The following is a 13684-nucleotide window of genomic DNA, read 5'->3' as shown; positions in this document are numbered from 1 at the left end:
AAAAAGAAAGGTGCGAGGGTGTGGCCTGGACGGCTCACCCCGTGCGGTTCGGAAGGACTAGCCCTCGACCGTGATGCCCATGGAGCGGGCGGTGCCGGCGATGATCTTCGCGGCTGCGTCGATGTCGTTCGAGTTCAGGTCGGGAGCCTTCTGCTCGGCGATCTGACGGACCTGCTCCTTGGTGAGCTTCGCGACCTTGACGGTGTGCGGGGTGCCTGAGCCCTTGGCGACGCCGGCGGCCTTCTTGATGAGCTCCGCTGCGGGCGGGGTCTTCAGGATGAAGGTGAACGAACGGTCCTCGTAGACGGTGATCTCGACGGGGATGACGTTGCCGCGCTGCGACTCGGTGGCCGCGTTGTACGCCTTGCAGAATTCCATGATGTTGACGCCGTGCTGACCAAGGGCGGGGCCGATGGGGGGAGCAGGGTTTGCGGCGCCGGCCTGGATCTGCAGCTTGATGAGACCCGTGACCTTCTTCTTCGGTGCCATGTTTCTTCCTTCTTCTGGGGTTCGAACGCCATCGGATGATGTGCGCTCTCCCGCGCGCCCGTCGGGCGGCGGTGGACTGTGGAGCCGTGTGGCTTAGAGCTTGGTGACCTGGTCGAAGCTGAGTTCGACCGGCGTCTCGCGCTCGAAGAGGGAGACGAGCACCGTGAGCTTGCCGCTCTCGGGCTTGATCTCGCTGATGGAGCCGGGGAGGCCCGCGAACGAGCCTTCCTTGATCGTGATGGTCTCGCCGATCTCGAAGTCGACCTCGGCGGGGATGACACGCTGCTGCGTGGCGCTGCCCTTGGTGCCGGAGCCCTTGACGGGCGCGGTCTCCTTGACCTCGACGAGCGACTTCAACATGTTGAAGGACTCTTCGAAGCGGAGCGGCGTGGGGTTGTGCGCGTTGCCGACGAAGCCGGTGACGCCAGGCGTGTGGCGGACGACCGACCAGCTGTCCTCGTTGAGGTCCATGCGGACGAGCACGTAGCCGGGGATGCGGACGCGGGTGACCATCTTGCGCTGGCCGTTCTTGATCTCGACCACGTCTTCCATGGGGACCTCGACCTGGTAGATGTAGTCCGCGACCTCGAGCGTCGACTTGCGCTGCTCGATGTTGGCCTTCACCTTGCGCTCGAAACCGGCGTAGGAGTGGATGACGTACCACTTGCCGGGCAGGAAGCGGAGTTCCTTGCGGAACGCGTCGTAAGGGTCTTCCTCGGACTCCTCGGCGGGCTCGGCGTCGGTGGGGTCTGCCTCTTCTTCGGCGATGGCCTCTGCTGCGGCTTCGACCTCGGCTGCCTCGTCGAGTTCGAGGGCGTCGTCGACGACGGCGTCGGCCTCGGGGTCGACGGCCTCGGCCATCGCGTCGAGCACGGCGTCGAGGTCGACCTCGGTGTCGCCGGTCTCCTCGACGTGGACGGCGTTGTGCTCAGCGGGGTCGACGGAGTGCTCGTCGGCCGAGAGCACGTTGCCCTCCTGGGCCTCGTCGTCCTCCGAGGACTGCTCGGCAGCGGTTGCCCAGTCGACGTCGTTCGAGTTTCGCTCAGACACTGATTTCCATTCCGTTTCTGTTGTGCGGATCGTGGGTGATCCCCGACCGCGGCGCCAGATCCTGGCGCGTGACGACTGCGTCGCCGTCTGTGATTGTGGAACCCGGGTGCCGGACCGGAGCACCGGAACCTGAGCGGAACTAGCTCGCGGTACCGAACACCAGCGTGACGACCCAGGCGAAGACGAAGTCGATGCCGTAGACGAGCGCCATCATGATGCAGACGAAGACGAGCACCACAGCCGTGTAGCTGAGGAGTTCCTTCCGCGTCGGCGTGACGACCTTCTTGAGTTCCGCGAAGACCTGCTTCAGGAACAGGACGATGCCCGAGAAGAAGCCGCGCCGTTCGGCACGGTCCGCCTTCGCCTTGACGACGACGTCCTCGCCGGGCGTGTCGGTACTCTTCGGGGCCACTCGTTACACCTTTCGTGTGCCGGTGCATACGCACCGACTCGCAGGGCGGACAGGACTTGAACCTGCAACCTGCGGTTTTGGAGACCGCTGCTCTACCAATTGAGCCACCGCCCTTCAGTGCTGACGCACCGGAGGGGTCGAAGCTACCCTGACCTCCTGAGCGTTGCCTCACCACACGGTGAAAACAGGCGCAGAAAATCATGGCAGATTTCAACTACCTCCATCCAGTGTACGGCACGGTCGCCCGGCTGTAAAACCGGCGGGACCCTGCAGCCGACCACGGTCGGTCACGGGCGCCCGGCTGCCGCGTGATCGGCGACTTCCTCGACCGACAGCGCGCGCAGATGAACGCCGACGGCGTCGAGGTCGCCCCCGAACCAGGGCGACGTGGGGGCGTTCGGCCAGCCAGCCGTCACGTTGTCGAAACCGATACGCCAGTAGCCGCGGTAGTTCGTGGAACCGGTGCTCGGGTTCGACGCGACCAACTCGCCGTCGAGGTACAGCTCCATTCCTGACGACTCGGACATGACGGCGACCACGTGATGCCACTCGCCGTCCACCACCGGTTCAGGCGACATGACGACCTCAGGCGAACCGGACTGCACGCCGAACACCAGTCGTCCGTCAGGGCCGATGTACAGGTGCCGATCGGCCTTCCAGGACCCGACCGTCTGTGCCACGCCGAAGCCGATCAGCTTGCCCTGCGGGCGCGTGGTGCGGAACCAGGTCTCGAGCGAGAAGGTCCGCGGCGAAGAGACCTGAGGCATCGTCGTGACCTGGGTCCCGACTCCGTCCAGTCGGGCGAAGGGACCGTCGCCACAGACACCGTCGACGCGCACGGCCTCGTTGCTGATGAAGGCGAACCCGGGGCCGGACCCGGCGTTGACGAGCGCCGTACCGCTCGGCTCGTTGAAGTCGAACCACATCTCCGGAGCACCGAGCGGCTGGCCGAGGCAGGAGAACACCTCGGTTCCGAGGTGGTTGCCCGAGGAGTCCGCGGCGCTCGTCCAGGACGCACCGGCGGTCGGCACGACTGCCGCGATCGCCAGGACACCGGCCAGAGCGACGCCGCCCACCGGGGCCATGGCCTGCAACCGCCCACGCGAGGTCGTGCGGCCACGCTCGTCGACGAGGAACCGCCGCGTCCACACGATGGCGCAGCCGGTCGCCGCCGCCGAAGGGGCGAGCAGGGCCAGCTCCGCCCACCGACCCTCGTGCGCCCACACGATCGGAAGTCCGATGAACGGGACGCGGAGGATACCGAGACCACAGACATCCTGATCGTCCACGAGCTGCCGATCCGGTTGACGGTTCGCGTCGCCTTGCAAGCGGAGCCCGTCGAACGTCCGCTCGACGACGCGATGCAGGAGGTAGGTGTCGTCCTTCGCGGGGTCATCGACGAGCACCACCTGGCCGGCCGCCGCATCGGCGCCGTCGAGCGGCGCCGAGACGACGACGTCGCCGGTCAGGATGCGTGGCTCCATGGAGCCTGACGCCACGGTGGTCGGAATCCACCCGACGAGCTTCGGCACGGCCGCCCAAGCGAGGAGACACAGCGCGAGCAACGCGAGGACGCGCGCACCGAGGGCGACGACCACGATGCCGGACGACACGATGCGCCGGCGGGCGGATGACGGTTCCATGAGAGCTCCCGGAGGGACGAGGTGGACGGGGACAGGCGGGCCGCGGTGCTCCCGTCAGCGGGACGAGAGCACCGGGATCGCCTAGGAGGTGCGACCCTCCCAGACGAGGTCGACCGCCGCCGTGCCGCCCTGGACGGTGTTCGGCGCATCCGGGGACAGCGTGTACGTGACCTTGAAGACGCGCTCCTCGCCGCCGCCGACGGAGGCCCACGAGCCGAGTCCGGACGCGTGGTCGACCGCAGTGTTCGCGAGGCCGGCGAGGGTGCCGCCGTAGACGGACGCGCCCGTGGTCGCGGGGACGAAGTCCTCGCAGGACCCGTAGCCGCCGCCGGCGCCCTGGACGATGTCGAGCTGCAGGTGCTGGTCGAGGTCCTGCGTCTGCGCCGCGTTGTCCGCATAGAGACGGATGTCGGACGACAGCGAACCGTCCGAGGTGACGGCGATGCAGTTCACGCCGGTCGAGCCGGGCTGCAGGTCGTCCGCGGCGAACATGGCGGCGCCGGAGTCGTCATCGCTCAGCGCGATCGCCCCGGCGCTCCAGGCGTTGCCGGAGTTGTCGGTCGACGAGGTGAAGGCGGCGTAGGAGGCGGTCGAGACGATGACGCCGCTCGCCAGGACGGCGACGGGCAGCGCGGCCCAGCGGACGAGACGGCGGGATCGAGGGGACAGGGCGGTGGTCATGGTGATTCTCCAGGGTCGGGGCCGAAATCGGCACGTGTTGTACAACTAATATTCCATATGTTGTTCTGAAATACAACATGTGCTGGCGATGTCGGTAGGGTGGACGCACGAATGCACGACGACTCGACCCAGGGGGACCGATGAGCAGCGCAGACGAACACGCAGTCACCGCGAATGCGGCGGCGACGGACCGCAAGGACGATCGCCGGATCCCGGCCCGCTTCGCGGATGACAGCCCGCTCCCGGGCGCCGGCCCGATCCAGGCGTTCCTCCGCTTCTGGAAGCGGTATCCGATCTTCACCGGGCGGGCCAGCCGGAGCGAGTTCTGGTGGTGGGTGGTCGTCCACGCGGTCATCGTCACCGCGCTCCTGGTGATCGGACGCGGTGTCGACGTCGCGACCGGGGTGACGGCCGGTTTCTGGGAGGGCCAGGTCACCGAAGGACCCGCATGGGGTGTCCAGAGCGTCCTGTCCGGGATCTGGGGCCTCGCGACGATCATCCCGGGGCTGTCACTGAACGCCCGTCGCATGCACGACACGGACCACAGCGGCTGGTGGCAGCTCATCAACCTGGTCCCGATCTTCGGCTGGTTCTTCTTCATCTGGCTCGCGGCGCAGCCGAGCGACCGGGGCGGTGCCCGCTACGACACGGGGCCGCACCGCGAGGGCGCCCAGATCAAGCCTGGTGACGCTCCGCAGTGACCCGCCGGTCCGGGAGGACCGTGTCGGCGATCGCGGCGAGGACGAGCACCAGCGTGCAGAGACACCCGAGGACGAGTTCCCCGAGCTGCGGCACGAGGAACGCGGCGACCGCGCAGCCAGCGAGCATCGCGAGGCCGATGACCGGCGCGAGTGGAACGGCGCGGTCGACGACGAACCGGAACAGCGACAGCCCGAGCAGGTAGAGGGCCGGTCCGCCGAGGATCACGACGCCCCCGGCGAGTTCGACGGCGTCGGCCGGTCGGTCGAGGATCTCCTTGTCCCCCACCGAGACGAGCACGATCCCAGCGACGATCACGACGTGGGCGTAGCTGTATCCGTCGCGCGCGATGCGTCCGAGACGTCCCGGCCCCCGTCGACCGGGACGACCCTCGTCACCGTCGGCGCGGTCGGCCTCCTCCTCGGCGGCCTCGACCGCTCGGCGTCCCGCCGCCTCCGTGCGGTGGAAGTACAACCACCACAGCGCGACCGCGGAGACGAAGGCACTCAGCATCCCGAAGACGGCGGCGACCGACGTCTCGAGCTCGACGAACGCGAACCCGGTGACGAGCAGCGACTCGCCGATCGCGATGATGATGAAGAGCGACGCCCGCTCCGAGAGGTGCGCACCGGAGAGCTCCCAGCTCTCGACCTCCGAGGTCCGCACACCCGGCAACCGGAATCCGAGGGCCCCGCCGCCGTACTCGATGGCGACGGCGCAGATCCAGAACGCCAGTTGCCAGTCGGTCGGCACCAGCGCGCCGGCGATCCAGAAGACCGCGGCGAACGCGGTCCAGACGAGGACGCGTGCGAAGCTCAGGGCCACGTCGCGGTCGTGCCGCCAGGTCGCCACGACCATGAACAGCGTCCGGATGAGCTGGAGCACGACGTAGGCGACGGCGAACGCCAGCGCGCGGTCGGTGAACGACGCCGACACCGACACCGCCGCGACGAACGCCAACAGGCCGAAGCCGATGAGCGCGAGTCGCACCGCGAGCCGTTCCGGGTCGAGCCAGTTCGTCACCCAGCTCGTGGACACCCAGGACCACCAGAGCGCCAGGATGAGGACGATCGACTCGAGCGCGGCGGTGACGCTCTGGTCGTCGGCGATGAGCTTGCTCAGCTGGGTGAGCGCGAAGACGAAGACGAGGTCGAAGAACAACTCGACGAAGGTGACGCGCTCGGCGCGTTCACCGGACTCCGGACGACGAAGATCGGAGACGAGGCCGAATCTGGGGGCGGGCATGTTCGTATCCTGGCAGGGTTCCCGGTGCCGACGCCTCCCCCTCGGATTCGTCGACACCGGGTCGTGCTCGTCGCGAGCTGCGGGGACAGAGCCCGACGACCACACCGTGAGCCTAGCAAGAAGTATTCCAGATACACAAGGTCCAGAAGCATCATCGGAATATCGACGGCCGCAGCCGGGTTGCGTCCGGAGGCCGCGTCCTCCGCGAGCCGCATCCCCCACGAAAGGCATCACCCGTATGGATCTCTTCGCGCCCGTCCGACTCGGCGACCTCGAACTCGCCAACCGCGTCGTCATGGCCCCGCTCACCCGCATGCGGTCCGGAGCCGACGGCGTCCCCGGCGACCTCGTCGCCGAGCACTACAGCCAGCGCGCAGGACTCGGGCTCATCATCACGGAGGGCACCTACCCGAGCGCCGAGTCGCGCTCCTACCCGGGCCAGCCCGGCATCGTCACCCCCGAGCAGGTCGAGGGTTGGCGTCGCGTCGCGGAGGCCGTGCACGGAGCGGGCGGGCTCATCGTCATGCAGCTCATGAACGGCGGCCGCGTCTCGCACACCGACATCACGGGCACCGACCGCATCGTCGCGCCGAGCGCGATCGCCATCGCCGGCGAGGTCCGGACGCCGGAGGGCGCCCAGCCGTACCCGGTCCCGCACGCGCTGAGCGCCGAGGAGCTCGACACGGTCCGCGAGGAGTTCGTCCAGGCGGCTCGCAACGCGATCGAGGCAGGGCTCGACGGCGTCGAGCTCCACGCCGCGAACGGCTACCTGCTGCACCAGTTCCTCTCCCCCGTCTCCAACGTGCGCGACGACCGCGCCGGAGGCAGCCCGGAGGCTCGCGCGTCGTACGTCGCCGAGGTCGTCAGCGCCGTCGCCGAGGCGGTCGGTGCAGCGCGCGTCGGCATCCGCATCTCCCCGATGAACGGCGCCGGTGACACGGCGGAGACCGACGAGGCCGACGTCCGCGCGACCTACGAGGCACTGCTCGACGCCCTGGCACCGCTCGGCCTCGCCTACGTCAGCATCCTCCACGAGGACCCGGCCGGCGCGCTCGTCCAGGACCTGCGCGGTCACTTCGGCGGCAAGCTCATCGTCAACAGCGGCTTCGGCACCGTCACGACGCGCGACGAGGCGATCGCCCTCGTCGAGCACGCGCATGCCGACGCCGTCGCCGTCGGGCGTCTCGCCATCGCGAACCCCGACCTCGTCGAGCGTTGGGCGGGCGAGCACGAGGAGAACACCCCGAACCCGGCCACCTTCTACGGCCCGGGCGCCGAGGGCTACACGGACTACCCGCGCCTCGCGAGCTGATCACGCTGAGGTGAGGCACCTCGTCGCTCGACACCACGTCGGGCGACGAGGTGCCTCACCTCAGTCCGCCCGTGGCGCGTGCGACTCGAGGAACTCGTACACCTCGACGGAGTCGACCCCCGGGAAGGATCCGGTCGGCAGCGCAGCCAGCAGACTCGTCGGCGTCCGCGCCGCCGGCCAGGCCTTCCCCTCCCACCGTTCGGCGAGCGCCGGCGACGCCCGACGACAGCATCGCTCGTCGGGGCAGTTCGAGGTCGACCGATGCGGCGTCTCGCGTCCGCGGAACCACTTCACGTGCGCGAACGGGACGCCGACGCTGACCGAGTACTCGCCCTCCTTGGCCTTCTCGATCCGCGAGGTGCACCAGAAGGTGCCGGTGTCCATGTCGGTGTACTGATACCAGGGGCTGAAGCGGTCCTCGACGTCGAAGACGGTCCTGGCCGTCCAGTTGCGGCAGACGAGCGAGCCCTCCACTGCTCCGAGGACGTCGGACGGGAACGTCACCCCGTCGTTCTCGTACGCCTTGATGATCGTCCCCGACTCGTGCACCTTCATGAAGTGCACCGGGAGCCCGAGGTGCCTCGTCGCGAGGTTGGTGAAGCGGTGCGCGGCGGTCTCGTACGACACCGCGAACGCGTCGCGCAGGTCCTCCATCGAGATGCGCCGGAGCTGTTTCGCCTCACCGAGGACGCGCACGGCGTCGCGCTCGGGCAGCAGGATGGCCGCCGTCAGGTAGTTGGTCTCGACGCGCTGCCGCAGAAAGTCCGCGTAGTTTCCCGGCTCCTCGTGTCCGCACAGGTGACTGGCGAACGCCTGGAGGATGGGGGAACGCGAATCACGGGACATCGAGGGTTCGGTCGGCAGGTAGATCCGACCGTTGCGCCGGTCGGTGACCGAACGCGTCGAGTGCGGCAGGTCGCCGACGTAGTGGAGCGAGAACCCGAGGTGCTGTGCCATCTCCGCGACCGTCTGGTGCGAGACCGGCCCTCCGGTGTAGCCGACGGCGTCGAGCAGTCCTTTCGCGACGGCCTCGAGCTCGGGGAAGTGGTTGTCGGCCGCGCGCATGTCCGCCCGGAGGACCGCGTTGGCCCGGCGCGCCTCCTCGGGTGTCGCCGCTCGCTCCCGATGCAGGCGGGCGACCTCGTCGTGCAGCGCCAGCACGGTGCGCAGCGTCTCGTCCGCTGTCCCTTTCGAGACGCGGATGGGCGCGATCCCGAGGGCGGAGAAGACAGGCCCCCGCTGGGCACGCTCGACGGCGATCTCGAGCGCGGCCCGGTCGCTCGGCGGTTCGTCACGGAGGAGGTCGTCGACGGTGGTGCCGAGGGCCGCGGCGATGACGCGGAGCATCGACAGGCTCGGCTCCCGATGCCCGTTCTCGATCGCCGACGCCTGGGACGGTGCACGGTCGATCGCCTGCGCGAGGTCGTCGAGCGTGAGGCCCGCACGGGTCCGGGCATCGCGGATCCGGCGACCGAGGACGAGGGCGTCCGCGTGCGGAGCAGGTCCGTCACCAGGGGTGGCGGAGGCGGGTGGAGCAGCGGCGGTGCTGGTCATGGTGATCATGCTCACACGCGCCGGTTGTTCCGGCAAACAGAAGGTCGGCCGTTCTTCTGTCCACGGATGACGTCCGTCGGGGTTGCGGCGAGCGCAGGATCGTTCCCACAGCACGACCCGCCCCACCGACCTCGACACCACAGGAGTCATCGTGAGCAACGAAGCCACCCGACCGACCGACCACCGCACGCCCCTCCGCGCCGGCGACCAGACGCAGACGGCCGAGGAACTGCAGCGCGAGTGGGACACCGACCCGCGCTGGGACGGGGTCCGCCGCGACTACACCGCCGAGGACGTCGTCCGCCTGCGCGGCGGTGTCCGGGAGGAACCGACGCTCGCCCGCCGCGGGGCGGAGCGCCTGTGGAACCTCCTCCACACCGAGGAGTGGGTTCCTGCACTCGGCGCGCTGACCGGCAACCAGGCCGTGCAGCAGGTCAGGGCTGGCCTGCAGGCGATCTACCTCTCCGGATGGCAGGTCGCCGCCGATGCGAACCTCTCGGGGCAGACCTACCCCGATCAGAGCCTCTACCCGGCGAACTCGGTTCCGGCGGTCGTCCGGCGGATCAACAACGCGCTGCTCCGGGCCGAGCAGATCGACTTCGCCGAGCGAGCCGTCGGGGAGACGCCGGGACCCGAGGCGATCGACTGGCTCGCGCCGATCGTCGCCGACGCCGAAGCCGGCTTCGGTGGACCGCTCAACGCCTACGAACTCATGGCCGGCATGATCCAGGCCGGCGCCGCGGGCGTCCACTGGGAGGACCAGCTCGCGGCTGAGAAGAAGTGCGGCCACATGGGCGGCAAGGTGCTGGTGCCGACGAGCCAGCACATCCGGACGCTCAATGCGGCCCGGCTGGCGGCGGACGTCGCCGGTGTCCCGACCATCGTCATCGCCCGCACTGATGCGCTGGCAGCCACGCTCCTCACGAGCGACATCGACGAGCGCGATCTGCCGTTCCTGAACGGGAACCGGACCCCGGAGGGCTTCTACGAGGTGGAGAACGGCATCGGTCCGGTGCTCGCGCGCGGCCTCGCCTATGCGGAGTACGCCGACCTGCTCTGGGTCGAGTCCGCGGAACCCGACCTCGACCTCGCCCGTCGGTTCGCCGAGGCCGTCCACGAGCGGTTCCCGGGCAAGCTGCTCGCCTACAACTGCTCGCCGTCGTTCAACTGGAAGTCGCACCTCGACGATGCGCAGATCGCGTCCTTCCAGCGTGAGCTCGCCGCCATGGGATACGCGTTCCAGTTCATCACCCTCGCCGGCTTCCACGCGTTGAACCACTCGATGTTCACGCTGGCGAGTGATTACAAGGAGCGGGCGATGAGCGCCTACGTCGATCTCCAGGAAGCCGAGTTCGCTGCGGAAGCCAGCGGCTACACCGCCACCAAGCACCAGCGGGAAGTCGGTACCGGCTACTTCGACCTCGTCGCGACCGCCCTCAACCCCGGCAGCGCCACCCTCGCCCTCGCCGGATCGACCGAGGAACAACAGTTCCACTGATCCACACCAGCCCCGCCCTTCGACAAGCTCAGGGACCGCTCGAAGGACCCATCCGACGCACGACCATCCGAAACGGAGTCACCCCATGAACACCCTGCTCGCTTCCCCGTCCACACCCACCACCGGGCCGGTGCCCACGCAGCGCACCGGCCCCGCCATCGAGGTCGTCGGTCGTCTCGGTGACCGGTACGAGGAGATCCTCACCCCCGACGCCCTCGCCTTCCTCGCCGAACTGCACCAGCGGTTCGCGGGTGCGCGGCACGACCGCCTCGCCGAGCGCATGCGCCGACGCTTCGAGATCGGGAACGGCCGCGACCCGCGGTTCCGCGACGACACCGCGGCGATCCGGGAGGACCGCTCCTGGCGCGTCGCCGGCGCCGGGCCCGGTCTCGAGGACCGCCGGGTCGAGATCACCGGCCCCACCGATCCGAAGATGACGATCAACGCCCTCAACTCCGGTGCGAACGTCTGGCTCGCCGACCAGGAGGACGCGACGAGCCCGACGTGGGCCAACGTCATCGGTGGTCAGCTCTCGCTGCGCGACGCCGTCCGCGGTGAGCTGACGTTCACGAACGAGGCGGGGAAGGTGTACCGCGTCACCGCGACGGAGACGCCGACGATCGTCATGCGCCCGCGCGGCTGGCACCTCGTGGAGAAGCACCTGCGGTTCATCGACCGATCCGGGGCGGCGATGGCGGCCTCCGGGAGCCTCGTCGACTACGGCCTCTGCATCTTCCACAACGCCCGACCGCTCATCGACGCCGGCCGCGGGCCGTACTTCTACCTCCCGAAGTTGGAGTCGAGCGAGGAGGCGCAGCTCTGGGACGACGTCTTCACGTTCACCGAGGAACGCCTGGGTCTCGACCACGGCACTATCCGCGCCACCGTGCTCATCGAGACGCTCCCGGCGGCGTTCGAGATGGACGAGATCCTGTACGCGCTCCGCGACCACTGCGCCGGTCTCAACGCCGGCCGGTGGGACTACATCTTCTCGATCATCAAGAACTACCGGGGGCGCGGTGCCCGGTTCGTCCTGCCCGACCGCAGCGAGGTGACGATGACGGTGCCGTTCATGCGCGCCTACACGGAACTCCTCGTGCAGACGTGCCACCGCCGCGGTGCGCACGCGATCGGCGGGATGTCCGCGTTCATCCCGAACCGGCGCGATCCGGAGGCGACGGCGCGCGCCATCGAGAAGGTCTCAGCCGACAAGCGCCGCGAGGCGGGCGACGGCTTCGATGGGACCTGGGTGGCGCACCCGGACCTCATCGAGACAGCCAGGGCCGAGTTCGACGCGGTCCTCGGCGATCGTCCGAACCAGCTCGACCGACTGCGGGAGGACGTGTCGGTGACACCGTCACAGCTCCTCGACGTGCGCATCGGTCGGGCGGTCACGGACGCCGGTCTCCGTGACAACGTGTCGATCGCCGTCCGCTACCTCGACTCCTGGCTCCGGGGGATCGGCGCCGCGGCCATCGACGGACTGATGGAGGATGCGGCCACGGCGGAGATCAGTCGATCGCAGGTCTGGCAGTGGATCCACCAGGACGTCGCGACCGACGACGGCCGTCCGATCACCCGTGAGCGGGTCGAGGACCTCCTCGACGAGCTCCTCGCCTCGCTCCCCCGCACCGCGGACGACCGCTTCGACGACGCTGCCGAGCTGTTCCGCGAGGTGGCACTCCGCGACGAGTTCCCGACCTTCCTCACCGTCCCGGCGTACACGCGGTACCTCGTCGACCCCGCATGAGGACCGAGGTGAGGCACGTCGTCGTTCCCCGGCGGACCGGGCGACGAAGTGCCTCACCTCGCTGCACGCGGCGTCGGACACACACTGTCCTCTCGATGCCGGGTTCGGTACGCTCGGACTCGTGCCTGAATCGACTCCCACGCCCCGCCTGTCCACGAAGATCTCAGCGATCGCCGAGTCCGCCACACTGAAGGTGGACGCGAAGGCGAAGGCGCTGCAGGCGCAAGGCCGACCCGTGATCTCCTACGCGGCGGGCGAGCCGGACTTCCCGACGCCCGAGCACATCGTCGAAGCGGCGCTCGTCGCCGCCCGCGACCCGAAGGCGCACCGGTACACCCCAGCGGCCGGCCTGCCGGACCTCCGCGCCGCCATCGCGGAGAAGACGCTCCGCGACTCCGGTCTCGAGGTCGACCCGAGCCGGGTCATCGTCACCAACGGCGGCAAGCAGTCGGTGTACGAGGCGTTCCAGGTCCTCCTGAACCCGGGCGACGAGGTCATCGTGCCGACGCCGTTCTGGACCACCTACCCCGAGGCCATCGCGCTCGCCGACGGTGTCGCGGTCGACGTCTTCGCCGACGCCTCGCAGAACTACCAGGTCACCGTCGAACAGCTCGAGGCGGCGCGCACCCCGCGTACCAAGGTCCTCCTGTTCGTCTCCCCCTCGAACCCGACCGGGTCCGTCTACTCCCCCGAGCAGACGAAGGCGATCGGCGAGTGGGCGCTCGAGCACGGCATCTGGGTCATCACCGACGAGATCTATCAGAACCTCACCTACGACGGCGTCCGCGCGACGTCGATCGTCGAAGCGGTGCCCGAGCTCGCCGAGCAGACGCTCCTCGTCAACGGCGTGGCCAAGACGTACGCGATGACGGGCTGGCGGGTGGGGTGGACCGTCGGCCCGGCGGACGCGATCAAGGCGCTCGGCAACCTCCAGTCGCACCTCTCCGGCAACGTGAACAACATCGCGCAGCGCGCGGCGATCGCGGCCCTCACCGGTCCGCAGGACGCCGCGGAGGCGATGCGTGAGGCGTTCGACCGCCGCCGCAAGCTCATCGTCGGCGAGCTCAACAAGATCGACGGCTTCGAGACGCCGACCCCGCAGGGCGCCTTCTACGTCTACCCCGACGTCACGGCACTGCTCGGCCGCACGTTCGGCGGCGTGACGCCCACGACGTCCCTCGAACTCGCCGACCTCATGCTCGACCAGGCCGAGGTCGCGGCCGTGCCCGGCGAGGCGTTCGGGCCGTCCGGCTACCTGCGCTTCAGCTACGCACTCGGCGACGACCAGCTGCTCGAGGGCGTCCAGCGTCTCCAGCGCCTGTTCGCGTCCTGACCCGAGGTCCGCTCGCTC

At 69.1% G+C, this 13684-nt stretch carries 12 protein-coding genes and 1 tRNA gene; 5 read left to right on the top strand and 8 right to left on the bottom strand.

Going from position 1 to position 13684, the window contains the following annotated elements; translation table 11 throughout:
* Window positions 1-57: 57 nt before the first annotated feature.
* The 6 genes from rplK to IFU11_RS11850 form a co-directional block, all read right to left on the bottom strand.
* Window positions 58-489, bottom strand: a complete 432-nt coding sequence (rplK, locus tag IFU11_RS11875; RefSeq protein ID WP_056014074.1) for a 50S ribosomal protein L11 — start codon at window positions 487-489, stop codon at window positions 58-60.
* A gap of 93 nt (window positions 490-582) precedes the next feature.
* Window positions 583-1539 (bottom strand): transcription termination/antitermination protein NusG, encoded by a 957-nt coding sequence (nusG, locus tag IFU11_RS11870; protein ID WP_064294553.1) that lies wholly within the window; start codon window positions 1537-1539, stop codon window positions 583-585.
* A gap of 139 nt (window positions 1540-1678) precedes the next feature.
* The gene (gene secE / locus IFU11_RS11865; protein WP_079706702.1) at window positions 1679-1951 is read right to left on the bottom strand and encodes a preprotein translocase subunit SecE; all 273 of its coding nucleotides are present in this window, start codon (window positions 1949-1951) and stop codon (window positions 1679-1681) included.
* 41 nt (window positions 1952-1992) lie between these two features.
* Window positions 1993-2065, bottom strand: a tRNA-Trp gene (locus IFU11_RS11860).
* Between the two features lie 173 nt (window positions 2066-2238).
* Complete coding sequence (locus IFU11_RS11855) at window positions 2239-3594, bottom strand: signal peptidase I (protein ID WP_192019060.1); 1356 nt, start codon at window positions 3592-3594, stop codon at window positions 2239-2241.
* 81 nt (window positions 3595-3675) lie between these two features.
* Window positions 3676-4275 carry a hypothetical protein gene (locus tag IFU11_RS11850; RefSeq protein WP_192019059.1) on the bottom strand — a complete coding sequence of 200 codons (600 nt, stop codon included), beginning with the start codon at window positions 4273-4275 and terminating at the stop codon, window positions 3676-3678.
* Window positions 4276-4415: 140 nt separating this feature from the next.
* Between IFU11_RS11850 and IFU11_RS11845 the strand changes: the two genes are divergently transcribed.
* Window positions 4416-4976, top strand: a complete 561-nt coding sequence (locus IFU11_RS11845; protein ID WP_124767355.1) for a DUF805 domain-containing protein — start codon at window positions 4416-4418, stop codon at window positions 4974-4976.
* Here the strand turns inward: IFU11_RS11845 and IFU11_RS11840 are convergent.
* Window positions 4951-6219, bottom strand: coding sequence for a low temperature requirement protein A (locus IFU11_RS11840; protein WP_192019058.1), 1269 nt, complete (start codon window positions 6217-6219; stop codon window positions 4951-4953). The genes IFU11_RS11845 and IFU11_RS11840 overlap by 26 nt on opposite strands.
* 238 nt (window positions 6220-6457) lie before the next feature.
* Here IFU11_RS11840 and IFU11_RS11835 point away from each other — a divergent pair, with 238 nt between their 5' ends.
* Window positions 6458-7531: an alkene reductase gene (locus IFU11_RS11835; RefSeq protein ID WP_192019057.1), complete on the top strand. Its 1074-nt coding sequence runs from the start codon at window positions 6458-6460 to the stop codon at window positions 7529-7531.
* A gap of 60 nt (window positions 7532-7591) precedes the next feature.
* On the opposite strand, the gene IFU11_RS11830 is transcribed toward IFU11_RS11835, so the two are convergent.
* On the bottom strand, window positions 7592-9085 hold the full coding sequence (locus IFU11_RS11830) for a helix-turn-helix transcriptional regulator (protein WP_192019056.1): 1494 nt from the start codon (window positions 9083-9085) through the stop codon (window positions 7592-7594).
* 151 nt (window positions 9086-9236) lie between these two features.
* Here IFU11_RS11830 and aceA point away from each other — a divergent pair, with 151 nt between their 5' ends.
* From aceA to IFU11_RS11815, 3 genes are all read left to right on the top strand, one after another.
* Entirely contained in the window at window positions 9237-10583 is a 1347-nt protein-coding gene (gene aceA, locus IFU11_RS11825) for an isocitrate lyase (RefSeq protein WP_192019055.1), read from the top strand.
* 85 nt (window positions 10584-10668) lie between these two features.
* Window positions 10669-12333 (top strand): malate synthase A, encoded by a 1665-nt coding sequence (gene aceB, locus IFU11_RS11820; RefSeq protein WP_192019054.1) that lies wholly within the window; start codon window positions 10669-10671, stop codon window positions 12331-12333.
* Between the two features lie 121 nt (window positions 12334-12454).
* A complete protein-coding gene (locus IFU11_RS11815; RefSeq protein WP_138945169.1) occupies window positions 12455-13666 on the top strand; it encodes a pyridoxal phosphate-dependent aminotransferase in 1212 nt (403 codons plus the stop codon).
* Window positions 13667-13684 lie beyond the last annotated feature (18 nt).

The sequence above is a fragment of the Plantibacter sp. CFBP 8804 genome (assembly GCF_014841225.1).
Classification (GTDB): Bacteria; Actinomycetota; Actinomycetes; order Actinomycetales; family Microbacteriaceae; genus Plantibacter; species Plantibacter auratus.
This window is presented reverse-complemented; position numbering and strand designations above follow the sequence as displayed.